The sequence below is a fragment of the Kitasatospora viridis genome (assembly GCF_007829815.1).
Classification (GTDB): domain Bacteria; phylum Actinomycetota; class Actinomycetes; order Streptomycetales; family Streptomycetaceae; genus Kitasatospora; species Kitasatospora viridis.
This window is the reverse complement of the sequence record NZ_VIWT01000001.1, coordinates 2968130-2990158: the sequence shown is the minus strand read 5'-3', so window position 1 is coordinate 2990158 and position 22029 is coordinate 2968130. Positions and strand designations below refer to the sequence as shown.

At 74.3% G+C, this 22029-nt stretch carries 22 protein-coding genes and 2 pseudogenes; 10 read left to right on the top strand and 14 right to left on the bottom strand.

Annotation, left to right across the window (positions count from 1 at the left end):
- Nucleotides 1–10 precede the first annotated feature (10 nt).
- From FHX73_RS13350 to FHX73_RS13340, 3 genes are all read right to left on the bottom strand, one after another.
- Complete coding sequence (locus FHX73_RS13350) at nucleotides 11–1456, bottom strand: protein kinase domain-containing protein (RefSeq protein ID WP_145905218.1); 1446 nt, start codon at nucleotides 1454–1456, stop codon at nucleotides 11–13.
- Between the two features lie 167 nt (nucleotides 1457–1623).
- Entirely contained in the window at nucleotides 1624–2226 is a 603-nt protein-coding gene (locus tag FHX73_RS13345) for a bacterial proteasome activator family protein (RefSeq protein WP_145905217.1), read from the bottom strand.
- 60 nt (nucleotides 2227–2286) lie between these two features.
- Nucleotides 2287–3102: a hypothetical protein gene (locus FHX73_RS13340; RefSeq protein WP_145905216.1), complete on the bottom strand. Its 816-nt coding sequence runs from the start codon at nucleotides 3100–3102 to the stop codon at nucleotides 2287–2289.
- Between the two features lie 191 nt (nucleotides 3103–3293).
- On the opposite strand from FHX73_RS13340, the gene FHX73_RS13335 reads away from it, so the two are divergent.
- A complete protein-coding gene (locus FHX73_RS13335; protein WP_145905215.1) occupies nucleotides 3294–3560 on the top strand; it encodes a metal-sensitive transcriptional regulator in 267 nt (88 codons plus the stop codon).
- 10 nt (nucleotides 3561–3570) lie between these two features.
- Here the strand turns inward: FHX73_RS13335 and FHX73_RS13330 are convergent, their stop codons facing one another.
- Nucleotides 3571–4296, bottom strand: coding sequence for a TetR/AcrR family transcriptional regulator (locus FHX73_RS13330; RefSeq protein ID WP_145905214.1), 726 nt, complete (start codon nucleotides 4294–4296; stop codon nucleotides 3571–3573).
- A 116-nt stretch (nucleotides 4297–4412) separates the two neighbouring features.
- On the opposite strand from FHX73_RS13330, the gene FHX73_RS13325 reads away from it, so the two are divergent.
- The 5 genes from FHX73_RS13325 to FHX73_RS13305 all read left to right on the top strand — a co-directional run bounded on the left by FHX73_RS13325 (nucleotide 4413) and on the right by FHX73_RS13305 (nucleotide 9258).
- Nucleotides 4413–5495 (top strand): alpha/beta fold hydrolase, encoded by a 1083-nt coding sequence (locus FHX73_RS13325; RefSeq protein ID WP_145905213.1) that lies wholly within the window; start codon nucleotides 4413–4415, stop codon nucleotides 5493–5495.
- A gap of 162 nt (nucleotides 5496–5657) precedes the next feature.
- Nucleotides 5658–7001: an erythromycin esterase family protein gene (locus FHX73_RS13320; protein WP_145905212.1), complete on the top strand. Its 1344-nt coding sequence runs from the start codon at nucleotides 5658–5660 to the stop codon at nucleotides 6999–7001.
- A gap of 99 nt (nucleotides 7002–7100) precedes the next feature.
- A complete protein-coding gene (locus FHX73_RS13315; RefSeq protein WP_145905211.1) occupies nucleotides 7101–8573 on the top strand; it encodes a WXG100-like domain-containing protein in 1473 nt (490 codons plus the stop codon).
- Nucleotides 8557–8865 carry a hypothetical protein gene (locus FHX73_RS13310; RefSeq protein WP_145905210.1) on the top strand — a complete coding sequence of 103 codons (309 nt, stop codon included), beginning with the start codon at nucleotides 8557–8559 and terminating at the stop codon, nucleotides 8863–8865. The genes FHX73_RS13315 and FHX73_RS13310 overlap by 17 nt, the downstream gene beginning before the upstream one ends.
- A 60-nt stretch (nucleotides 8866–8925) precedes the next feature.
- A complete protein-coding gene (locus FHX73_RS13305) occupies nucleotides 8926–9258 on the top strand; it encodes a WXG100 family type VII secretion target (RefSeq protein ID WP_145905209.1) in 333 nt (110 codons plus the stop codon).
- A gap of 92 nt (nucleotides 9259–9350) precedes the next feature.
- On the opposite strand, the gene FHX73_RS13300 is transcribed toward FHX73_RS13305, so the two are convergent.
- Nucleotides 9351–10328 carry an NAD(P)H-quinone oxidoreductase gene (locus FHX73_RS13300; RefSeq protein ID WP_145905208.1) on the bottom strand — a complete coding sequence of 326 codons (978 nt, stop codon included), beginning with the start codon at nucleotides 10326–10328 and terminating at the stop codon, nucleotides 9351–9353.
- 137 nt (nucleotides 10329–10465) lie between these two features.
- Between FHX73_RS13300 and FHX73_RS13295 the strand changes: the two genes are divergently transcribed.
- Nucleotides 10466–11086: a cyclodeaminase/cyclohydrolase family protein gene (locus FHX73_RS13295; protein WP_145905207.1), complete on the top strand. Its 621-nt coding sequence runs from the start codon at nucleotides 10466–10468 to the stop codon at nucleotides 11084–11086.
- A gap of 3 nt (nucleotides 11087–11089) precedes the next feature.
- Here FHX73_RS13295 and FHX73_RS13290 read toward each other — a convergent pair whose 3' ends face one another.
- The 5 genes and pseudogenes from FHX73_RS13290 to FHX73_RS13265 form a co-directional block, all read right to left on the bottom strand.
- A complete protein-coding gene (locus FHX73_RS13290) occupies nucleotides 11090–12112 on the bottom strand; it encodes a potassium channel family protein (RefSeq protein WP_246213502.1) in 1023 nt (340 codons plus the stop codon).
- A 94-nt stretch (nucleotides 12113–12206) separates the two neighbouring features.
- Entirely contained in the window at nucleotides 12207–13418 is a 1212-nt protein-coding gene (locus FHX73_RS13285; protein WP_145905205.1) for a molybdopterin molybdotransferase MoeA, read from the bottom strand.
- A pseudogene (locus FHX73_RS13275) lies at nucleotides 13415–14359 on the bottom strand (NTP transferase domain-containing protein). Before FHX73_RS13275 ends, FHX73_RS13285 begins: the two are co-directional and overlap by 4 nt.
- Before the next feature lie 37 nt (nucleotides 14360–14396).
- Nucleotides 14397–15317: an MBL fold metallo-hydrolase gene (locus FHX73_RS13270; protein WP_170304909.1), complete on the bottom strand. Its 921-nt coding sequence runs from the start codon at nucleotides 15315–15317 to the stop codon at nucleotides 14397–14399.
- A gap of 152 nt (nucleotides 15318–15469) precedes the next feature.
- Nucleotides 15470–16120: an FMN-dependent NADH-azoreductase gene (locus FHX73_RS13265; protein WP_145905201.1), complete on the bottom strand. Its 651-nt coding sequence runs from the start codon at nucleotides 16118–16120 to the stop codon at nucleotides 15470–15472.
- Between the two features lie 106 nt (nucleotides 16121–16226).
- Between FHX73_RS13265 and FHX73_RS13260 the strand changes: the two genes are divergently transcribed.
- Nucleotides 16227–16625, top strand: coding sequence for a winged helix-turn-helix transcriptional regulator (locus tag FHX73_RS13260; protein WP_145905200.1), 399 nt, complete (start codon nucleotides 16227–16229; stop codon nucleotides 16623–16625).
- A gap of 33 nt (nucleotides 16626–16658) precedes the next feature.
- Here the strand turns inward: FHX73_RS13260 and FHX73_RS46180 are convergent, their stop codons facing one another.
- A complete protein-coding gene (locus FHX73_RS46180; protein ID WP_281292717.1) occupies nucleotides 16659–17168 on the bottom strand; it encodes a class I SAM-dependent methyltransferase in 510 nt (169 codons plus the stop codon).
- A 96-nt stretch (nucleotides 17169–17264) separates the two neighbouring features.
- Nucleotides 17265–17906 (bottom strand): annotated as a pseudogene (locus tag FHX73_RS46175) (HAD family hydrolase); the annotation flags it as partial.
- A gap of 95 nt (nucleotides 17907–18001) precedes the next feature.
- Here FHX73_RS46175 and FHX73_RS13250 point away from each other — a divergent pair.
- A complete protein-coding gene (locus tag FHX73_RS13250) occupies nucleotides 18002–18325 on the top strand; it encodes a DUF1330 domain-containing protein (RefSeq protein WP_145905198.1) in 324 nt (107 codons plus the stop codon).
- A 26-nt stretch (nucleotides 18326–18351) separates the two neighbouring features.
- Here FHX73_RS13250 and FHX73_RS13245 read toward each other — a convergent pair whose 3' ends face one another.
- Both FHX73_RS13245 and dnaB read right to left on the bottom strand, forming a co-directional pair.
- On the bottom strand, nucleotides 18352–18729 hold the full coding sequence (locus FHX73_RS13245; protein ID WP_145905197.1) for a GatB/YqeY domain-containing protein: 378 nt from the start codon (nucleotides 18727–18729) through the stop codon (nucleotides 18352–18354).
- A gap of 59 nt (nucleotides 18730–18788) precedes the next feature.
- Nucleotides 18789–20243, bottom strand: coding sequence for a replicative DNA helicase (dnaB, locus tag FHX73_RS13240; RefSeq protein WP_145908253.1), 1455 nt, complete (start codon nucleotides 20241–20243; stop codon nucleotides 18789–18791).
- 436 nt (nucleotides 20244–20679) lie between these two features.
- Here dnaB and FHX73_RS13235 point away from each other — a divergent pair, with 436 nt between their 5' ends.
- Entirely contained in the window at nucleotides 20680–21996 is a 1317-nt protein-coding gene (locus tag FHX73_RS13235) for an MATE family efflux transporter (protein ID WP_246213501.1), read from the top strand.
- The last annotated feature ends 33 nt before the right edge of the window (nucleotides 21997–22029 follow it).

Below are 22029 nucleotides of genomic sequence, written 5' to 3'. Positions count from 1 at the left end.
CCCGCCCGGATCAGACCTGGGACTGCCCTGGCAACAGCTGCGACAGCTGCGCGGTCACGGTGTGCGCCGGGAACGCCGGCAGGCTGGTGGTGTCGGTGTTCTTGCTGATCACGATGGCGATGATGATGATGATCAGCACGATCAGGCCGATCACCACGCCGACCACCACCAGTGCCGTCGAGCACCCGCTGTTCCCGCTGCTCTTGACCGGCGCGAAGTTCGGCTGCTGCACCGGCATCTGCATGGACATCGGGGCGGGCGGCTGCTGGAAGGCCGGCGGCGGGGTCTGGAACTGCGGCTGCGGCGGCGGGGTCTGGTACGGGCCCGGGGCCGGCGTCTGGTACTGCTGCTGCGGCATCGGGGTCGGGTACTGCGCCGGCGGCGGGGTCTGCGGACCGTACGGCGGCGCCTGCGGCGGCTGGTAGGGCGTCTGCACCTGCGGGGCCGGGGTGTTGATGTCCCCGTTCACCGGCGGGAAGTTCTTCAGCCCGGAGGAGTGCGCGGACCGCGGGCCCTCGCCGATCACCAGCGGGGTGGCCATCAGCGGCGCGGCGCCCGACTTCTCGCCGGCCGCGACCCGCTCGACCTCCTCGCGCATCGTCTCGGCGGTCGGGAACCGGTGCCCCGGGTCCTTGCGCAGCGCCCGGGCGACCAGCGCGTCCACCGCCGGGGTGACGGCGCGGTTCAGCGAGGACGGGGCCGGCGGCTCCTCCTGCACGTGCTTGTAGGCGATCGAGAACGGCGAGTCCCCGTCGAACGGCAGCTGGCCGGTGAGCAGCTCGAAGAGCATGCAGCCGACCGAGTAGAGGTCGGAGCGGGCGTCCACGCTCTTGCCCAGCGCCTGCTCCGGCGACAGGTACTGCGGGGTGCCGACCACCATGCCGGTCTGGGTCATCGAGGTGACGCCGGACTGCATCGCCCGGGCGATGCCGAAGTCCATCACCTTGACGACGCCCTTGGTGTTCACCATGACGTTGCCCGGCTTGATGTCGCGGTGCACCAGGCCCTGGTCGTGCGAGACGTCCAGCGCGGCCAGCACCGCGGCGGTGATGCTCAGCGCCTGCTCGGTGGGCATCGCGCCGTGCTCGGAGATCGCCTGGTTGAGCACGTCGCGCAGCGAGTGGCCCTCGACGTACTCCATCACGATGTACGGGACGGTCCCGCCGTCCTGGGTGAGCTCCTCGCCGCTGTCGTAGACGGTGACGATGTTGGTGTGCTGGAGCCGGGCCACGGCCTGCGCCTCGCGGCGGAACCGCTCGCGGAACGAGGCCTCGCGGCCGAGCTCGGTGTGCAGCGTCTTGATCGCGACCGGACGGCCGAGCACGTTGTCGTGGGCCAGGTGGACCGAGGCCATGCCGCCCTGACCCAGCAGGTGCTGCAGGACGTACCGGCCGTTGCCCAGCGAGTGGAGCTGCGCCTGCGGCTGGTCCACTCCGGTGCTGCCGTCCTCGCTCATGGTCCTCTGCTTCCCCCTCGGCGCGGCCCGGATCGGCCGCCCCGCGACGTGGTGATTTCAGACGTGGGTGATGGATGTCCGGCGCCAGGGTATCGGCACCGCGTGCCGTCGGGGCCTGCCGGGGCACGGGGCTGAGCGGTGGTCAGCCCCCGTGCCCCCGGGACTGCTTACAGGTACGGGCCCGAACGGATTCCGCGGCCCTCGCCCGGGTCGTCCCCGTCGGCCTCGCCGAGCGCGCCGGGCGGCAGCGCCCGGCGCATCTGCTCCAGCTGGGCCCGGGCGGCCATCTGCTGGGCGAACAGCGCGGTCTGGATGCCGTGGAACAGGCCCTCCAACCAGCCGACCAGCTGGGCCTGGGCGATCCGCAGCTCCGCCTCGGTCGGGATGCCGTCGTCGGTGAACGGCAGCGAGAGCCGCTCCAGCTCCTCGACCAGCTCGGGCGCCAGGCCCTTCTCCAGCTCCTTGATCGAGCTGGCGTGGATGTCCCGCAGCCGCACCCGGCTGGCCTCGTCGAGGGGCGCCGCCCGGACCTCCTCCAGCAGCTGCTTGATCATGCTGCCGATCCGCATCACCTTGGCGGGCTGCTCGACCATCTCGGTCACCGGCAGCTCGCGGTGCTCGCCGTCCTCGTCCGACCGCACCCGGCCGCCGCCGACCGCCAGGCCGTCCGGGCCGACGATCAGCACCTGCGGCTCCTCGGTCCCGCCCCTCGGTCCGTTCGATCCCTGGTACGGCTCGTGCTCGGGCCGTTCGTTCAGCGGCTTCGTCATACCTCCTTCATATGCTTCCCCGCTCAGGAGGGTCAACCGACCGCGCGCCACCGGGCCCGGTCAGCCGCGCCGCAGCCGCAGGCCGACCAGGCCGAGTCCGAGCCCGATCAGCACCAGGCCGGCGCCCATCGGCAGCACCAGCACGGTCGGGCCGGTCAGCCGCACCGCCACCGGCAGCGCCACCGCCTGCTGCTCCTGCTCGGCCTCCGGCAGGCCCGGACCGGCCTGGTCCGCGGGGTCGGCGGGGGCGTCCGAGGGGGCTGCGGAGTCCTCGTCGGCCGGGGCGGCGGCGTCCTGGGCCGGCTGGACCGACGGGTCCTGCTGGGCCCCGGCGCCGGGCTGGTCCGTCCCGTCGCCCGGCTGCGCGGCGACCTGGTCGTCGCCGGCCTGGTCCTCGCCCGAGTCCCCGCCGGGGTCGGGCTGCTGGACCGGCTGCGGGGCGGCGGCGGCCGGATCGGTCTGCGGCTCGACCGCGGCCGGCGGGGGCACCGGCCCGGCGGTGCCGGGGGTGGTGCTCGCGGAGGGCGCGGCGGTGCGCTCGGGGCTCGGGCCGGCCGGGGTCCGGGTGGGCGCGGTGCTCGGGGCGGCGCCGGCGGTCGGGGTGGCCTGGCCGGTCGGGGCGGCCGGGGTCGCGCCGCCGGTCGGCCGGCTCGCGGCCGGGCCCTGGGACGGGCCGGCGGCGGGGCCCTGCGGAGCGCCGGGTCCGGCCGGGCTGCTCGCGCCGACGGCCGCGGGTCCGGCGACGGGGTCGGCCTGGGCGACGGCGGGCAGTGCGACGCCGAGCAGCAGCGGTGCGGCGAGGGTCACCCCCGTCGCGATCCGGCGGCAGCGGTGGGAGGGGTGCGAGCGGTGGAGCGGGAGCGGGGGCACGGCCACGGACGAGGTCCTTCCAACGGCCGGAGCCCGCGGGCCCCGGCGGCGGAACAGCTCGTGACCAGAGTCACACGATCCGACATTCCGGGCATGTCGGACCAGGCCGCTTCCCCTTGGCCCGAACCGGAACGGATACCCCACGGGGTACGCTGGAGCTCGCACCAGCCAACAGCCCGTCCCGGAGAGGTGGCGCCATGAAGGTCGACGACGAGGCGGTCGGCGCGGTCCTGAACCGCCTGCGCCGCGCCCAGGGCCAGCTGGCCGGCGTGATCGCGATGATCGAGGCCGGCCGTGACTGCAAGGACGTGGTGACCCAGCTGGCCGCCGTGTCGCGGGCGCTGGACCGGGCCGGCTTCAAGATCGTGGCCAGCGGGATGCGCCAGTGCCTGGCCGGCGCCGACCCGGACTCGCCGCCGATGACCGAGGCCGAGCTGGAGAAGCTCTTCCTCACCCTGGCCTGACGGCCGCCCGCTAGCCCTGAGCCTCGATCAACTCCCGCACCCCGGCGAGCAGTCGGTCGAGGCCGAAGTCGAGCGGATCGATCCCGGTGGGCGCGAAGGCGCCCTCCGCGATGGCCCGGCTGAGCGCCGGGAAGCGCTCGGCGTGCCGGGTGAGCAGCTCGCCGGTGAGCCGGTCCCACTCCTGGCTGCCGGCCTCGTCGTAGTCGACGTGCTGCTGGGCCACGCTCCGCACCAGGCCCGCGACCAGCACGAACACCTGGTGGCACTGGGCCGCGCCGAGCCCGGTGGGGGCGAGCGCGGCGTGCGCGGCGTCCAGCCAGCCGAGCTGGTTGGGGCCCATCAGCCGGCGGCTCATGGTGGTGGCCGCGAGCAGCCACGGGTGCCGCCGGTGCACGGCCAGCGAGCCGTGCGCCCAGCCGCGCAGGCGTTGCGCCCAGTCATCCCCGGCGGCTGACCGGTCGGGCAGCTCGGCGAGCACCGACTCCACCATCAGCGCGACCAGTTCGGTCTTTCCCGGCACGTAGCGGTAGAGCGCCATCGCGGAGACCTCGAACTCGGCCGCCACCTTGCTCATCGAGACGGCGTCCAGCCCCTGAGCGTCGGCCAGTTGGACGGCCGCGGCGGCGATCCGCTGCGGGGTCAGGCTGGGCTTGGGCCCCCGGGTGGGCTGTTCCTGCTCGCCCCAGAGCAGTGCGAGCCCGGCCTTCGGGTCGTCGGCCTTGGCGGTCCTGGCCATCGGTCGTCCCTTCCTCTCCTCGGTGGCGCATCTTCGGTGGCGCATTGACACGCCCCACAACTGTGTATACCTTAAACACAACAGCTGAGGCCGTAAACAGTTTAGGGGAGAAGCTCATGATCGGCACTATCGCCACCGCCACCGCCGCAGTCCTCGCCGCACCCGCCGCCGGCCTGCTGGGCTACCGCCAGGCCAAGCGGGCCGTGCTCGCCCGGCGGCTGCGGATCACCTCGCCCAACGGCATCGACGAGTCCGGGTTCGTCCGGATCGGCGGCATCGACCAGTGGGTCTCGATCCGCGGCGAGGACCTGGCCAACCCGGTGATCCTGGAGATCCACGGCGGCCCCGGCGCCTCCAACCTGATCTACGCCCACCGCACCCGGGAGTGGGAGCGCCACTTCACCGTGGTCCGCTGGGACATGCGCGGGGCCGGCCGGACCTTCCTGAACGGCGGGCCCGAGGGCCAGGGCGAGTTCAACCTCGACCGGCTCCACCGGGACGCCCTCGAAATGACCGACCACGTCCGCGCCCGGCTCGGCGTCGCCAAGCTGCTGCTGGTGGCCAACTCGCTCGGCACCGTGCTCGGCCTGCGGCTGGCCCGCAACCACCCCGAGCGGTACTCCGCCTACGTCGGCACCGACCAGAACGTGATCGGCGGCGGGCGGGACCGGTTCGCCTACCACGCGCTGGTCGAGCGGCTGCGCGCCGCCGGCAAGCGCAAGGAGCTGGCCGCCGTCACCGCGCTCGGCGCCGACTCCAGCGCCTGGACCACCCACCAGTGGGGCGAGTACCACAAGGTCGTGACCACCACCGACCCGCTCACCTTCGACACCATGAAGACCGTGGTGATCCGGTCCTTGTGGTTCTCCCCGCTGCTGACGCTGCGTGAGGTCCGCGGCTACTTCAAGGCGATGAACTGGTCGGAGCAGCTCGGCCCGCAGGCCATGGGCGTGGACGAGTACGCCGAGGGCACCGAGTTCCGGATCCCGTTCTTCGTCTTCCAGGGCGACCAGGACGTGATCACCCCCGTCGAGCCCGCCAAGCGCTTCTTCGACCAGGTCAGCGCCCCCGTCAAGGAGTTCGCCCTGCTGGAGGGGTGCAGCCACTTCGCCTCCTTCCGCCGGCCGCAGGCCTTCCTCGACCTGCTGCTCACCAAGGTGCGCCCCGCCCTCGACGCCGCCCCCGCGGGGCGGGCCTGATCCCCGGGAGCCGGGTCCTGGCCCCGTCCCGGGGGTGGACCCAGCTCCCAGTCCGTTCTCGTCCTGCGCCCGGACGAGAACGCGACGGCCGGGTGATGGGCTGGGATCGACCGGGAACGCCCGGTCGATCGAGGCGGCGGTTCGAGCTGAGGGGTGGTCGGGATGACCGACGGGACGGCGATGGGGCGGCGGTCGCTGCTGGTGGCGGCGGCGGTCACGGCGGGGGCCCTGCTCACACCCGGGAGCGCGGCCGCGGCCACCCCGGGCGACCAGGCCGGCCAGGACCCGGTGCACGCGTTGGCCCGGGCCGCGCACCCGCTGCGCTCGACCGAACCCGGCTCGGACACCGCCGACCTGCGGCCGCTGGGGGCGATGATCGGCTCCGCCGCCGTGGTGGGCCTCGGCGAGGCCACCCACGGGTCGCACGAGTTCTTCGCGCTGAAGGAGCGGGTCTTCCGGTACCTCGTCGAGGAGAAGGGCTTCACCACCTTCGCCCTGGAGATCGGCTGGCCCGCCGGACTGCGGATCGACGAGTACGTCCAGGGCGGCCGGGGCGACGCGCGCCAGGTGGTGCGGGCCGAACTGGGCGGATCGCCGTTCGAGCGCACGGAGTTCGTCCACCTGATCGAGTGGATGCGTGACCACAACCGCCGCGACCCGGGCCACCGGGTGCACTTCATGGGCAACGACATCGGCTTCCCCAAGGTGGGCGACGACTTCTTCGCGCGGGTCACGGACTGCGTCGCCCGCCGGTTCCCCCGGTTGCTGCCGCGCTTCACGGACCTCTACGCCGGCCTGCGACCGCTGGACGACGGGTACGCCTACCTCGCCCGGCCGGTGGCACAGCGGCAGCGCCCGGCGGCCGACGCCCAGCAAGCGCTGGACCTGCTGCAGGCTCAACCCGGCGCGGGCGACGAGGAGTTCGAGTGGACGCTGCAGCACGCCCGGTCGATCGCCCAGACCGCCGCAGCGCTCGCCACCGACTTCGCCGACCCGAAGTCGGTGACCGCCATGGAGCTCGACCGCGACCGGCTGATGGCCGCGAACACCGTCTGGTGGCAGCGCCGCACCGGTCACCGGATGCTGCTGTCGGCGCACGACGGGCACGTGGGCTACGTGACCGACGAGCCCGGCACCTACCCGAAGGTGCAGGGCGCCTTCCTGCGCGAGGCGCTCGGGACGTCCTACCTGGCGATCGGGACCACCTTCGGCCAGGGCTCCTTCCTCTCCCAGGACCAGAGCCTGGTCGGGCCGTGGAAGAAGTTCACGGTCGGCGCGGCCGCGCCCGGCAGCAACGAGCACACCCTCGACCGGGTCAGCCGCCCCGACTTCTACCTGGACACCCGCACCGCACCGCCCGCCGCCCGCGCCTGGCTCGAAGTCCCGCGCCCCACCCGCCACATCGGCACCGACTACCCCTGCCCCCTCGACGACGTCGCGCTCGGCCCCTCCTACGACCTGCTGGTCCACCTCCACCACGTCCGCGAGGCCGCCCCGTTGCGCTGAACCCGGGCCTTCGGGTGCCGCTCCCCGCGCACCGCGTACGATCGATCTGACTGTTGATCACATCTGGCTGCGGGGGAACTCGATGAAGGCGGGCGAGCGGTGGGGCTGACCCAGGACGCGGAGAAGACCGTCCGCTCGCTGACCGGCATGTGGTGGCCCGACGCCGACGAGGACGGACTGCGCAAGGCCGCCAAAGCCTGGACCGACTGTGCCAACGCCATCGACGACGTCTGCGGCAAGGCCAACACCACCGCCCAGGGCATCCTGCAGCACAACTCCGGCCCCGCCGTCGACGCCTTCGCCAAGTTCTGGGGTCAGTACTACGACAACGGCAAGGGCTGGCTCCACGACGTCGCCGACGCCTGCCGCCAGATGGCCAAGGCCTTCACCCAGTACGCCGACGAAGTCGGCAAGGCCAAGCACCAGTTGGAAGAGAAGATCGCCGTCGTCGGCGGCGTCCTCATCGCCGGCACCGCCCTCGCCTTCTTCACCGGCGGGCTCTCCGAAGCCGCCGCCGACGGAGCCGCCGCCGCCATCGTCTCCACCGCCGCGGCCGTCGGCGTCACCGTCTCCGAAACCGTCGCCACCATCGCCGGCACCGTCCTGACCGGAGCCGTCTTCGGCGCCGCCGAATCCGCCACCGTCGACCTCGCCGTCGCCCAACCCATCAAGATCGCCTTCGGCGACCAGAACGGCATCAGCGGCACCGAGATCCTCGACTCCGCCGAAACCGGCGGCCTCACCGGCGGCGCCACCAGCGGCTTCGGCGCCGGCGCCAGGATCCTCGCCCAATCCAGCGACACCCTCGCCCCCGCCCTCAACGCCCTCAACACCATGCCCGGCCGCATGCTCCTCGGCGGCGGCATCGCCGCCGGACAGGACACCGTCTTCAACGGCGGCATCGACCCCCTGGACATCGCCGCCGGCATCATCGGCGGAGCCGCCGCACCGGGCGGCAAGGGGAACGACGACTCACCGTCGTTCCCCAAGCACGCCAAGCCGGTCGAGCTGCCGTTCCCCGGCCGGCTCCCGCCGCGCGAGTACGTCGAGGACCACCCGGGCACCACCAAGGTGCTCAACGAGCTCGCGAACGTCCCGCCGGACGTCTTCAACCGGGTCTGGGACCACCTGAAGACGTTCGACGGCGGCGGGATCAGCATCGGCCCCAGACCGGTGACCGAACTCCCGGGCGGCTACCACCTCGCCGGGGGCCGGCCGATGGGCGCGGACTGGGGTTGGGAGGGCGTACCGGGCATGTACGACCCGCAGAACGGCCGACTCGTCATCAACTCCGCCGCGGACACGCCCACCAGCGTCGCCGTGCACGAGTTCGGCCATGCGACCGACCACGCCTACGGCAACCTGAGCAGCCAACCGGACTGGCAAAATGTCCAGCAGCAGGTGATGAACCGCATCGGCAACAACCCCGCCCTCGACAGCTACATCCGCCAGCCGCACGAGTACTTCGCCGAGGCGTTCAACGCCTGGGCCAACGGCAGCCTCAAGAAGTTCACCTTCGGCGACCGGACCGCGGCGAAGATCCTGAAGGACTACTTTGACCGAGCACTCTGACAGCTACCTGTTCAGCGCGCCCCCGATGCTCGACGCCGACGGCGTCACCATCTGGGTGAAGTACCACGGCCGGAGCGAGGAGGGGATCTTCTTCGACCGCTGGGAGAAGCTCACCCCCGGCCACCAGCGCTACGACGAACTCCTGCCGCAGGCCCGGCTCAACGCCCAGGAGCAGTACAGCGACGACGACCTGGACGACGACGAGGAGGAGCAGCCCGCCGCGCCGCACCCGGAGACCCTCTCGATGCTGCTGGAGATGCAGCGCAGGACCCGGGAGCGCGGCGACCGGTGACCCGGCGATCGCTCCACCCGTCGTCGAGCCGACTGTCCGTCATACCTGCCTGGGAGCACCGTGTCTGACCCCACCACCGGTGGCAGCGGCTTCTCCGTCCACCCGGCCGACATCCTCACCGCGGCACCGGACTTCACCACCCAGAGCGACCGCCTCAAGTCGGCCGTCACCAACCTGGAGTCCACCCTGAAGGGACTCGGCTCCCCCTGGGGCGCCGACGACCAGGGCAAGAAGTTCGGCGACGCCTACAACCCCCAACACACCGCCCTGGTCAAGTCCCTGGGCGTCCTCGTCCAGGGCCTGGCCAGCGTCCACCTGGGGCTGGAGTCCATGGCCGGAAACCACCAGGGCGCCGACACCACCGCCGCCACCTCCATGAAGGCGAGCGAGTAGGGGCGACGCCCGGGCCTGAGGACCAGCGGACCGGCGGCTCCCGGGGCACGGGTCCACCCGGCGAGAGCCGCCGCCGCACCGGCACCAACGGCTCAGGCCTGCAGCACGATCTTCCCCACCTGCTCCCCCGCCTCCAGCGCCCGGTGGCCCTGGGACGCCTCCGCGAGCGGGAGCACCCGGTCGATGATCGGCTTGACCACGCCCGACTCGATCAGCGGCCAGACGTGCTCGCGCACCGCCGCCACGATCGCCGCCTTCTCCGCCAGCGGACGCGGGCGCAGCGAGGTCGCGACGACCGCGGCGCGCTTGGCGAGCAGCACGCCCAGGTCCAACTCGCCGGTGCGGCCGCCCTGCAGACCGATGATCACCAGACGCCCGGCCAGCGCCAGCGCCTCCACGTTCCGGGACAGGTACTTGGCGCCCATGATGTCCAGGATCACGTCCGCGCCGTGCCCGCCCGTCGCCTCCCGGACCTGCTCCACGAAGTCCTGCTCGCGGTAGTTCACCAGCACGTCCGCGCCCAACTCCTTGCAGCGCGCCAGCTTCTTGTCGCTGCCCGCGGTCACCACCACCTTGGCGCCCACCGCCTTGGCCAGCTGGATCGCCATCGTCCCGATGCCGCTCGCCCCGCCGTGCAGCAGCACCGTCTCGCCCGGGTGCAGGTGGGCGACCATGAACAGGTTGGACCAGACGGTCGCGGCGACCTCGGGGAGGGCGGCGGCGGCGACCAGGCCGAGGCCGCGCGGGATGGGCAGGAGCTGGCCGACCGGGACGACGACCTTCTCCGCGTAGCCGCCGCCGGCCAGCAGGGCGCAGACCTCGTCGCCGACGGCCCAGCCGGCCACGCCGGGGCCGAGGGCGGCGACCGTGCCGGAGCACTCCAGGCCGGGGTAGGGGGAGGCGCCGGGCGGCGGGGCGTAGTTGCCCTGGCGCTGCAGCAGGTCGGCGCGGTTGACGGCGGTGGCGGCGACCTCGACCAGGACCTCGCCCTCGCCGGGGACCGGGTCCTCGACCTTGCTCCAGACGAGCGCCTCGGGACCACCGGGCTGGGGAATCGTGATTGCGTGCATGGCTCGAAGTTACCGGGCCGGACAGCGGGCGCACGCTGGGGGCGCGCGGCGGTCCGGGGACTGCCGTGCGGCTCATTTGATGGTCCGTCAGATATGGCAGTATGCGGCTACCGATCCGTTCGACCGGAAGAGCCGCCGTGCGCGACGAGACGATCAACGAGTTCCTTGACCGCCTGGCCGACCGGGTGCCCGCCCCTGGCGGCGGCGCGTCGGCGGCCCTGCACGCCGCCCAGGCCGGAGCGCTGCTCGCGATGGTGGGCCGGTACAGCACCGGGGAGAAGTACGCCGCGCACGAGGCCGTGGTGGAGCGGATCGTCCGCGAGGCGGACCTGCTGCGCCACCGGGCCCTCGGCCTGGCCGAGCGGGACGCGGCGGCCTTCACCTCGGTGGCCGAGGCGTACCGGCTGCCCCGGGCGACCGAGCCGGAGCGGGCCGACCGCGCCGCGGCGATCGCCCGGGCGCTGGCCGCCGCCGCGCAACCGCCCGCCGAGGTGATCACGGCGGCGCTGGACGCGGTGGAGCTGGCCGAGGCGCTGCTGCCGATCGGCAACCCGAGCGTGGCCACCGACGTCGCGGCCGCCGCCGAGGCGGCCCGGGCGGCGGCGACCACGGCCCGGCTGAACGTCGAGGTGAACCTGACCGGGATCACCGACGAGCGGACCCGGGGCGCGCTGCTGGCCGGCACCGCCCGGGTGGACGAGATCGCCGCCCGCGCCGAGCAGGTCACCGCGGCGGTCCGGGCCGAGCTGGCGAAGTGAGCGTCAGGCGGCGGGCACCCGCTGGATGGTGATCACCCGGTCGGTGGAGTTCAGCACCTCCGCCTCCGGGTCGGCGAAGTTGAGGATCCGCCGCCCGCGCACCACGGCCACCACCAGGTCGGCGCACTCCCGGGGCGAGCGGCCGGCCTCGGCGTGCGTGACGGGGCGTTCGACCACGTTCAGGCCGCGCCCGTAGGTGAGCAGGTCCTCCATCACCGCGCCGGCGTTCGGGCTGAGCATGGAGAGCCCGAGCAGCCGGCCGGCCGAGCTGGAGCTGGTCACCACCACGTCGGCGCCGCTCTGCCGCAGCAGCGGCGCGTTCTCGTCCTCGCGCACCGCGGCGACCACGGTGGCGGCCTTGTTCAGCTGGCGCACCGTCAGGGTGACCAGCACCGCGGTGTCGTCCCGCTCGGCCGCGACCACCACCTGGCCGGCCCTGGGCACCTCGGCGCGCAGCAGGGTGTCGGTCCGGGTGGCGTCGCCGACCACGCCGACCAGCCCGTCCAGCGCGGCCTGCTCGACCACCCGGCGCTGCGGGTCCACCACCACGATGGAGTCCCGGGCCAGGCCCTGGCCCAGCAGGGTCTGCACCGCACTGCGCCCCTTGGTGCCGTAGCCGACGATCACCACGTGCTCGTGCACGGCCGCCCTCCAACGCTTGGTCCGCCACTGCTGACGGGTCCGCTCGGCCAGCACCTCCAGGGTGGTGCCGACCAGGATGATCAGGAAGACCACGCGCAGCGGGGTGATGACCAGGATGTTGGTCAACCGCGCGCCCGCGCTGACCGGCGTGATGTCGCCGTAGCCGGTGGTGGAGAGCGTGACGGTGGCGTAGTAGGCGCTGTCCAGCAGGTTGGGCACGCCGTCGGCGCTGTCGTGGTAGCCCTTCCGGTCCACCCAGACGATCAGCGTGGTGACCAGCAGCACCCCGAGCGCCACCGCGAGCCGCAGCCCCACCTGGCGCAGCGGCGGCCGGCCGGGGCGGGCCGGCAGCACCACCCGTCTCTCTGGTTCCGCCTTGCTCATGCCTCCCAGCATGCGGTCCCGGTGGCCGGCCCGCGCGCCCATCAGGCCTGATCAGCCGTCAGACGTGTCCCCGTGGCGACGCCCTGCGGGACCGTCAGGCCGGCACCGGCAGCAGCTCGATCCGGGACCGGGCGGGCAGCCCGCCCGGCGGGATCACCGCTAGCGCCTCGGCCAGCGCCAGGCCGCGCAGCATGGCCGGCCCGTCGAAGGCGAGCGGCAGCGGACCGTCCTCGGTCAGCCGCACCGGGAGCAGCCGGGTCTGCGTCGGGTGGCCGGGCAGGTCGCCGGCCGTCCGGGCGTACCGGCCCGGGGACGGCTGACGGCCGCTCAGCGCGTCCAGCAGCGGCAGCGCCAGGGTGACCGTGCCGGCCACGGCGGCCAGCGGGTTGCCCGGCAGGCCGACCAGGTGCCGGGCCGGGCCGCCGGGGGTGCTCGGCGGCAGCTCGGCGAGCAGCATCGGGTGCCCGGGCCGCACCGCCACGCCGTCCACCAGCAGCCGGGCGCCGGTCTCGGCCAGCGCGGCGTGCAGGAAGTCGACCGGGCCGGCGGCGGTGGCGCCGGTGGTGACCACCACCTCGGCGGTGGAGCCCAGCAGCGCGTCCCGGAGCAGCCCGAAGTCGTCCCGCACCGCCCGGCGGCCGAGCAGTTCGGCGCCGGCCGCGGTCAGCCAGGGCTCCAGCAGCGGGCCGAGCGCGTCCCGCACCCGGCCGGGGCCGGGCAGGCCGGATCCGCACAGCTCGTCGCCGAGCACCAGCAGCTCGGCCGTGGGCCGCCGACGGACCGTCAGCCGGTCGTAGCCGCAGGCGGCGGCCAGTCCGAGCACCGCGGGACCGACCGCGCTGCCGGCCGGCAGCAGCTGCTCGCCGCGGCGGCACTCCTGGCCGCGCGGGCGCACGTCCTGCCCGGGCCCGGGGTCGCCGAGGGCGCGGAGCACCTCGCCGCGCGCCTCGCCGTGCTCGCGGCGCAGCACGGCGGTGGCGCCGGGCGGCAGCTGGGCGCCGGTGGCGATGCCGGTGGCCCAGCCGTCGGCCAGCGGCGGCGGGGTGCGGCCGGCCAGCACCCGGCCGGCCAGCCGCCACGGGCCTGGCCCGGCGACCGCCCAGCCGTCCATCGCGGCGGTGTCGAAGGCGGGCAGGTCGGTGAGCGCGGTCAGCGGCTCGGCCAGGGTGCGGCCGAGCGCCTCGGCCAGCGGCAGCTCGGCGGTGGGCCGCCCGGTCCGGGCGCCGGCCCGGCGGGCCGCCCGGCGGGCCTGCGGCCAGGGGACGGTGGTGTGCGCGGCGGGCACGGTGGGTGCCGCCGCCGTCATGCCGGCTCCGTCGGCTCCGCCGCCCAGCGCTCGGCGAGCGCGGCGATCCGCTCGGCGGCCCGGGTCACCGCGGCGGCGTCACCGCCCTGGGTGGCGGCGGCCCAGCCGAGCAGGAAGGCGGTCAGCGGCGCGGCCGGCCGGTCCACCCCGTGCACCACCACCCGGGCCAGGTCCAGCAGCTGCTTGGTGTCCACCGCGGGGTCGATGCCCAGCTCGGCGGCGGCCTCGGCCATCCAGTCGTCCAACGTGCGTCCCATGGGCCACCATGCTGCCCGATCCGGGCTACGGCGCGCTGCTCCGGGTGTGAGCGGGCCGAGTCGTTTCGCTCACCCGGCGGCGGAACGGTCGGTGAGGTCCCGGCGGCGGGCGGCGGCCAGCTGGGCCCAGGTGTCGCAGTCGGCGGCCGCGTCCTCGGTGTCGGGCAGCCGCACCGTGCGCAGCCCCCCGACCAGTCGGCGCAGCGGCCGGCCGGCCGGGTCGCCGAGCCCGGCCAGCGCGGCGCGCAGCGCGGCGGTGCGGTAGGCGGCGAGCAGCGGCTGGTCCCGGCCCCCGGCGTCGACCAGCACCGCGGCCTCGACCTCGCCGGTGACGGCGGCGGCCAGTCGTCCGACCGTGCCGGGGGTGAGGAACGGCAGGTCGGCGGCGAGCAGCAGCAGGACGGGCGCACCGGCCGGATCGACCGGGTGGGCGAGCTCGGCCAGTCCGGCCGCGACGGCGGCCACCGGCCCGCCGCCGGGCGGGCGCTCCCTGGTCCAGCGCACGCCGCCGCCGGAGCCGGGGCCGACCACGACGACCCGCTCGGCGCCCTGACAGGCCGCCAGCACCCGGTCCAGCAGCGAGCGCCCGCCCACCGCCAGCCGGGGCTTGTCGGCCCCGCCGAGGCGCCGGGCCGCTCCGCCGGCGAGCACCATCGCGTCGTAGCGCGGTTCCGCTGTCGTCATGCGCCCAGTATCCGGGGCGGGCGGGCGGCCGCGGCGGTCAGTCGGCCGGCCAGGTGTTCGCCTCCGCGCCCAGGGTGAGGAAGGTCGGCAGGGTGAGCTCGCCGTACTCCTCGGCCATGGCGGCGACCAGCGCCTCGGGGTCGTCGGGGTGCTCGGCGAGCAGCTGGTCGAAGTCGCGCAGGTAGGCCCGGGTGAAGCCGAGCACCCGGGCCGGGTCGTCGCCCTGCCCGGGCGCCCGGTGGCCGGCGATCAGCCGCTCGGGGGCGAGGGCGGCGATCCGGTCCAGATTGGCCAGCCAGGCCTCGCGGTCGGCGGGGGTGGTCTCGGCGGTCCACAGGTGGGTGCCGTTGCCCACGAAGTCCCCGGCGATCACGGTGCGCGAGCCGGGCACGTGCACCACGGTGGAGTCGGCGCAGTCCGCCTGGCCGAGCACCAGCACCCGGATCAGCTGACGGTCGATCATCAGCGGCAGCGGGCGCAGCGGCCGGGGCCGCACGGGGTGCTCGGGGATGTCGTCGCCCAGCACCGGGCGCCACTCGGCCACCTTGGCCACCGCGGTGCGCTCGATCGCGGCCACCACCGGCGGGGCGGCCAGCACCGCGGCGTCCGGGAAGAGCCGCAGCACCTCCTCGACGCCGAACCAGTGGTCGGGGTGCTGGTGGGTGACCACCACGGCGAGCAGGTTGCGGTCCTTGCCGGCGATCCACTCGGCGAGTTCCCGGCCGGCGCCGCGGGTCAGCTGGGCGTCCACCAGGACCGCGTCCCGGACCCCGTGCACCAGGCTGGAGGTGGCGAAGAGCGCCGACTCGGGGCCGGTGAACACCTCGATCCGCAGCGGGGGCCCGGGCGGCGGCGCCGCGCTCGAACCTCCCCCGGCCTCCGGCCGGGGGGACACCCGGCGCCCGCCCCGCTCGGCGGGCTCCCCGGTGGACGGTTCGGACGGCGGCGTCGTCGTCACGGCGGCTCCCTGGTCGGCGGCTGGTCGTCGCCCCCAGCATGGGAGCCGCCGGGTGCCGCTGCCCGGCGGGCGCACCCGCCCGGGTGAGCCGGCCGGGCGACGGACCGTCAGTCGAGGTCCGGTCAGCCGACGCCGCGTCAGTCCGCCGCCGGTCAGGCGGCGGTCGCGGCCTCCGCGGCGGCCCGGCCCTTCAGGGCGGACTCCTTGAGGGCCTGCGCCTTGAGCTCGTCGGCGGTGTCGATGAACTCGGCCATCGCGGGGTTGATCCGGGCCAGGGTGAACTCGGTGGCCACCGTGTCCACGGTCACGCCGAGCAGGCCGGTGAGCGCCTTCTCCAGGTACGTGGTGGTGAACTCGAACTCCTCGCGCGGGCTGCCCGGGCCGTAGCCGCCGCCGCGCGCGGCCAGCACGGTGACCGGCTTGCCGGCCACCGTGGCCGCGCCGCCGAGGGTGCGGCCGGCGACCACCACGTGGTCGATCCAGGCCTTCAGCGCGGACGGGACCGAGAAGTTGTACATCGGGGTGCCGATCACCACGGCGTCGGCCTGCTCCAGCTCGGTGAGCAGTTCCTCACGCAGCGCGAACGCGGCCTGCTGCTCGGCGGTGCGCTGGTCGGCCGGGACGAAGGCGGCCAGGATCGCCGCCTCGCCCAGGTGCGGCACCGGGGCGGCGGCGAGGTCGCGGTGGATCACGGTGCCCTCGGGGTGGGCGGCCCGCCACTCCGCGGCGAAGGCGGCGGTGAGTTCGCGGGAGACCGAGTTCCCGGGCAGCGCCGAGGAGTCGATGTGCAGCAGCGTGGCCATGGTGAACCTCCATACGTTCTGAAAGCAGCTGCCTTTTCCTCTGCAGATGCCAATAACGTAGCAGCTTACTTTTCTTTAGTCACTAGCCGCCGGTACCCTTGGCCGCATGGCTGAGGCGGTGGGCTCACGAACGGCGACCGGGAGCACGACGGCGGGCGGCTGCGCGGGTGACCCCTGCGGCAGCGTCGACGCCGGGCTGACCCGGGTCTTCGCCCTGCTCGGGAAGCGCTGGTCGGGGCTGGTCGTGGCCGTGCTCAACCAGCGCTCCGCCTACTTCGCCGACCTGCGCCGGGCCATCCCCGGGATCAGCGAGCGGATGCTGTCTGACCGGCTCTCCGAGCTGGCCGAGGCCGGACTGGTGCTGCGCGAGGTGGACGAGGGTCCGCCGCTGCGCGTCAGCTACCGGCTGACGGAGGCGGGCCGGGCACTCGGCCCGGCCCTGGAGGAACTGCGCTGCTGGGCCGCCGCGCACCTGCCCGCGAGAGCGCCCGACGGCCCCTGCTGACCGGCGCACCGCCCGGCTGCTCCTGACGAGGAGTCAGTCCCGCACGAACCCCAACTCGCTCCACCGCACCCCGGTCCGACCGTGCAGGTCGGCCCGCTCCCCCCGGTGCGCCGGTCGCAGGCCGGCGGCCGCCGCCTGGTCCAGCAACTCCTGGTCCGGGACCTCGAACATCCGCCGCCCGGGCGGCACCGGACCGTGCCGCAGGGTCAGCAGCAGGGTGGCACCGGGCGCCAGCAGCTCCAGCACCCGCGCGAAGGCCCGGGCCCGCTCGGCCGGGGCCAGGTGCATCCAGACGGCGGTGGCCAGCACCAGGTCGTACTCCCCGGCCAGCCCGGGCAGTTCCGGCAGGGCCGCGTCGGTCCAGTCGATCGCCGCCGCCGCGTGCAACCTCCGTCCCGGCTCGCGCAGCTCGGCCACCGGCTCGACGGCGGTCACCCGGTAGCCGCGGGCGGCCAGCCCGGCGGCGTCCCGGCCGGTGCCCGCACCGAGGTCCAGCACCCGGGCCGGGGCCGGCGGCAGCAGGTGCAGCAGCCGGCCGTGCACCTGCTCGAAGTCCAGCTCCTCGTACTGCTCCAGCAGCCGGTCGGCCTCCGCCGCGTAGCCGACGGTGCCCGACGGACCGTCAGCCTCCCCGCCCAGCGCGGCCAGCAGCGCGGGCAGCTCGCGCATGTCCGTGAACACCTCGGCGCCCTCCGCCACCAGCCACTCGGCCGGAGTCACCCCGCCGGCGTACCCGAGCACCCGCATGCCGGCCGCCCGGGCCGCCCGCACGCCGTACTTGCTGTCCTCGACCACCACGCAGGCCTGCGGCGGCACGCCCATCCGCTCCGCGGCGTGCAGGAAGAGGTCGGGCGCGGGCTTGCCGTGCCGCACCTCGGAGGCGCTGAAGATCCGACCGGCGAAGTAGTCGTACAGCCCGGTGCGGCCCAGGGTGTGCCGCATCTTCTCGTGACTGCCGCTGGAGGCCACGCAGCTCGGCAGCCGGAGCCCGGCCAGCGCCTCGGACAGCCCGTCCACCTCGGCCAGTTCGGCGTCCACCGCGATCCGGTGCAGCTCCTCGAACCGCTCCCGCCACGGCACCACGGCCGCCGGGCCGAGCCGCTCGGCCACCTGCTCGCCGATCGAGGTGGTGGACCGGCCGACGAACCGGTCCACCACCTCCGCCGCGGTCAGCGGCCAGCCGAGCTCCGCCCCCAGGGCCACCGTCGCCCGCACCGCGATCGGTTCGCTGTCCACCAGCACGCCGTCGCAGTCGAAAATCACCAGTTCGATCTTGGTCATTCGGTCAGGCTAGCCAGTACCTACGGCCGACCGATTCCCTGGCCCCCGGCCCCGCCTACCGTCGTTCCCGACGACGCGACCACCTGGAGGACCTCATGACCGCCTACGCCATCGGCAACCTGCACTCGGTGGACTTCGGCCCGCAGATCATCGAGTACCTGGAGCGCATAGACGCCACCCTGGCCCCGTACGGCGGCCGGTTCCTGGTGCACGGCAACCCGGTGGAGCTGCGCGAGGGCCAGTGGGACGGCGATCTGATCATCATCGGGTTCCCGGACCTGGAGCAGGCCCGGGCCTGGTACGACTCGCCCGCCTACCAGGAGATCCTGCCGCTGCGCACCGAGCACTCGGTGGGCGACGTGCTGCTGGTCGGCGGCGTGCCGGAGGGCTACCTGGGCGCGGACTCGCTCGCGCACTGAGCCCCTCCGGACCTGCCGACCACCCGTCAGTTCGGCTGCGCGCCGAGGTAGCCGGCCAGCAGCCGGGCCTCGGCGGCCAGCCGCTCCGCCCGGTCCTCCCGGCCCGCCGCCCGGTACTGCTCGGCGGCGGCCTCCCGGTCGGCCACCTCGGCGGCCAGCAGCGCGAGCTGCTCGGCCCCGGTCACCTCCCGGCGCGGCGCCTCCGCCGCCCCGGCCCCGAGCGGGATCTGACCGATCGCCAGGTTCCGGTCGGCGTCCGCCTCCCGCGGCACCGCCTCGGCGTTCTCCAGCACCCCGAGCGCCACCCGCAGCACGCTCGCGGCCGCCCGGTCGCGCCCCTTGATCGCCTCCGTCAAACCGGCGCGCAGCCGCGCCTTGAGCCCCTGGTCCGTCCCGTTCGTCATGCCGGCGACCCTACGGTCCGGCAGGCCGGCGCGGCGAGTGGTTTGCGGACGGCCGGCCGTCAGTCGCGGGTCATGTCGACGAAGCGCGAGTAGTGGCCCTGGAAGGCGACCGTGATGGTCGCGGTGGGGCCGTTGCGGTGCTTTGCGACGATCAGGTCGGCCTCGCCGGCCCGCGGGGACTCCTTCTCGTAGGCGTCCTCGCGGTGCAGCAGGATGACCATGTCGGCGTCCTGCTCGATCGAGCCGGACTCGCGCAGGTCGCTGACCATCGGCTTCTTGTCGGTGCGCTGTTCCGGGCCACGGTTCAGCTGGGAGAGCGCGATCACCGGCACCTCCAGCTCCTTGGCCAGCAGCTTGAGGTTTCGCGACATGTCCGAGACCTCCTGCTGGCGGCTCTCGGCCCGCCGGGAGCCGCCGGACTGCATCAGCTGGAGGTAGTCGATGACCACCAGCTTGAGGTCGTTGCGCTGCTTGAGCCGGCGGCACTTGGCCCGGATCTCCATCATCGACAGGTTGGGGGAGTCGTCGATGTAGAGCGGCGCCTCCGTCACCTCCGGCATCCGGCGGGCCACCCGGGTCCAGTCGTCGTCGGTCATGTTGCCGGAGCGCATGTGGTGCAGCGCCACCCGGGCCTCGGCGGAGAGCAGGCGCATGGCGATCTCGTTGCGGCCCATTTCGAGCGAGAAGATCACGCTGGGCAGCTTGTTGTGGATCGAGCAGGCCCGGGCGAAGTCCAGCGCCAGGGTGGACTTGCCCATCGCGGGACGGGCCGCGATGACGATCATCTGACCGGGGTGCAGGCCGTTGGTCAGCGCGTCCAGGTCGGCGAAGCCGGTGGGCACGCCGGACATCTGGCCCTGCCGGGAGCCGATCGCCTCGATCTCGTCGAGCGCGCCCTCCATGATGTCGGCCAGCGGGGCGTAGTCCTCGCTGGTCCGCTGCTCGGTGACGGCGTAGATCTCGGCCTGCGCGGCGTTGACGATCTCGTCCACGTCGCCCTCGGCCGCGTAGCCCATGCCGGCGATCCGGGTGCCGGCCTCGACCAGCCGCCGCAGCACCGCGCGTTCGTGCACGATCTCCGCGTAGTACTCGGCGTTGGCCGCGGTGGGCACCGAGTTGACCAGGGTGTGCAGGTAGCCGGGGCCGCCGACCCGGCTCAGCTCGCCGCGCTTGGTCAGCTCGCTGGCCACGGTGATCGGGTCGGCCGGCTCGCCGCGGGCGTAGAGGTCGAGGATCGCGCTGTGGATCAGCTCGTGGGCCGGGCGGTAGTAGTCGATCGGCTTGAGCACCTCGACCACGTCGGCGATGGCGTCCTTGGACAGCATCATGCCGCCGAGCACCGACTGCTCCGCCGGGATGTCCTGCGGCGGGACCCGCTCGAAGCCCTCGCCCTCGGGGCGGTCGCCGTCGCGGCCGCCGTCCCGGTCGCGGTCGCGCTTGCGGAACTCGCCGTCCTTGCCGCCCTTGCCGCCCTTGCGGAACTCCCCGTCCTGGCGCCGGCGGCCCGCGGGCAGCCGGTCGCTCGGGGAGTCGGGGAAGGACTGCTCGGGGAAGGAGGGGCCGAAGGCGTCGTCGGCGACCGGCCACTCCTCTTCCGGGGGCGGCGGGACGTCGTGGTCGTCGTACTGGGGGCCGGTCACGCGTCATCCCCGTTCAGCGAGCGTGCGTGGTGGTGCGTCGGGTGAGCGACCACGCTAAGGGGCGGGCCGGGCATGTTCCAAGCCGGATCACCGAAGTTATCCACAGGTCATGTGGATGGAACCCCCAGGACTGTGGACAACTGCCCGAAACCTGTGCACGAGCATGGGGACATCCCTGTGGATAACCTGCTGATCGGTCCACCGTCAACACGCTGACCTGGGTCTCCTCTTTCCACCGGCTGTGCATGAGAAAAACTTCACACACCCCCACCCGTCCGGCCCCGGCCTGTGGATGGCTACCTTGATCCGCATGAGACGCAGCCGCCGGCACGACCGGGAGATCCTCGCGCTGGCGGTACCGGCCTTCGGTGCGCTGGTCGCCGAACCCCTCTTCCTGATCGGCGACTCCGCGATCGTCGGCCACCTGGGCACCGCCCAGCTCGCCGGACTCGGCGTGGCCGGCAGCGCGCTCTCCACCCTCACCGGCGTCTTCGTCTTCCTCGCCTACGCCACCACCGCCGCGGTGGCCCGCCGGATCGGCGCCGGCGACCGCCGGGCCGCCATCCAGCAGGGCGTGGACGGCATCTGGCTGGCCCTGCTGCTCGGCCTCCCCCTGGTGCTGCTGGGCTACCTGCTGGCCCCCGCCACGGCCCACCTGCTCGGCGCCTCCGCCACCGCCGCGCCGTACGCGGTGACCTACCTGCGGATCAGCTCGCTGGGCATCCCGGCGGTGCTCATGGTGCTGGCCGCCACCGGTGTGCTGCGCGGGCTGCAGGACACCCGCACCCCGCTGGTGGTGGCGATCGGCTCGTTCTCCGCCAACCTGCTGCTCAACCTCGGCCTGGTCTACGGCGCCGGCCTCGGGGTGGCCGGCTCGGCCTGGGGCACGGTGCTGGCGCAGACCGGCATGGCCGCCGCCTACCTGTTCGTGGTGGTCCGCGGCGCCCGCCGGGAGCGCGCGGTGCTGCGGCCGGACCTGGCCGGCATCCGGGCCTGCGCCCGGGCCGGCGGGCCGCTGGTGGTGCGCACCATGGCGCTGCGCGGGGTCCTGGTGCTGGCCACCGCGGTGGCCGCCCGGCTGGGCGACCAGCAGGTGGCGGCCCATCAGATCGCCATGACGATCTGGGGCTTCCTGGCCTACGCGCTGGACGCGATCGCGATCGCCGGACAGTCGATCATCGGGCGCTACCTGGGCGCCGACGATCCCGCCGGGGCCCGGGCGGCCACCCGGCGGATGGTCCAGTGGGGGATCGGCTCGGGCGTGCTGCTGGGCCTGCTGGTGCTGGCCACCGCCCCGCTCTACCTGCCGCTCTTCACCCCCGACCCGGCGGTGCGCGGCCAGCTCTGGGCGGTGCTGCCGCTGGTCGCGCTGACCCAGCCGGCCTGCGGGGTGGTCTTCGTGCTGGACGGGGTGCTGATGGGCGCCGGCGACGGCACCTACCTGGCCTGGGCGATGACCGGCACGCTGGCCGCCTTCGCCCCGGTGGCGCTCGCCGTGCCGGCCACGGGCGCCGGGCTGGCCGGCCTCTGGTGGGCGATGAACCTGGTGATGCTGGTCCGGGCCGCCTTCCTGGTCGGCCGCACCCGGACCGGCCGCTGGCTGGTCACAGGCGCGGTCCGCGGCTAGCCGCCGGCTCCCGCGCGAACGGACCCGGGAACG

Excerpts from the sequence above, each read along its gene's own strand:
- FHX73_RS13350 (WP_145905218.1), bottom strand. The coding sequence starts at position 1,456 with ATGAGCGAGGACGGCAGCACCGGAGTGGACCAGCCGCAGGCGCAGCTC.
- FHX73_RS13345 (WP_145905217.1), bottom strand. The coding sequence starts at position 2,226 with ATGACGAAGCCGCTGAACGAACGGCCCGAGCACGAGCCGTACCAGGGA.
- FHX73_RS13335 (WP_145905215.1), top strand. The coding sequence starts at position 3,294 with ATGAAGGTCGACGACGAGGCGGTCGGCGCGGTCCTGAACCGCCTGCGC.
- FHX73_RS13330 (WP_145905214.1), bottom strand. The coding sequence starts at position 4,296 with ATGGCCAGGACCGCCAAGGCCGACGACCCGAAGGCCGGGCTCGCACTG.
- FHX73_RS13325 (WP_145905213.1), top strand. The coding sequence starts at position 4,413 with ATGATCGGCACTATCGCCACCGCCACCGCCGCAGTCCTCGCCGCACCC.
- FHX73_RS13320 (WP_145905212.1), top strand. The coding sequence starts at position 5,658 with ATGACCGACGGGACGGCGATGGGGCGGCGGTCGCTGCTGGTGGCGGCG.
- FHX73_RS13300 (WP_145905208.1), bottom strand. The coding sequence starts at position 10,328 with ATGCACGCAATCACGATTCCCCAGCCCGGTGGTCCCGAGGCGCTCGTC.
- FHX73_RS13290 (WP_246213502.1), bottom strand. The coding sequence starts at position 12,112 with ATGAGCAAGGCGGAACCAGAGAGACGGGTGGTGCTGCCGGCCCGCCCC.
- FHX73_RS13285 (WP_145905205.1), bottom strand. The coding sequence starts at position 13,418 with ATGACGGCGGCGGCACCCACCGTGCCCGCCGCGCACACCACCGTCCCC.
- FHX73_RS13265 (WP_145905201.1), bottom strand. The coding sequence starts at position 16,120 with ATGGCCACGCTGCTGCACATCGACTCCTCGGCGCTGCCCGGGAACTCG.
- FHX73_RS13260 (WP_145905200.1), top strand. The coding sequence starts at position 16,227 with ATGGCTGAGGCGGTGGGCTCACGAACGGCGACCGGGAGCACGACGGCG.
- FHX73_RS13250 (WP_145905198.1), top strand. The coding sequence starts at position 18,002 with ATGACCGCCTACGCCATCGGCAACCTGCACTCGGTGGACTTCGGCCCG.
- FHX73_RS13245 (WP_145905197.1), bottom strand. The coding sequence starts at position 18,729 with ATGACGAACGGGACGGACCAGGGGCTCAAGGCGCGGCTGCGCGCCGGT.
- FHX73_RS13235 (WP_246213501.1), top strand. The coding sequence starts at position 20,680 with ATGAGACGCAGCCGCCGGCACGACCGGGAGATCCTCGCGCTGGCGGTA.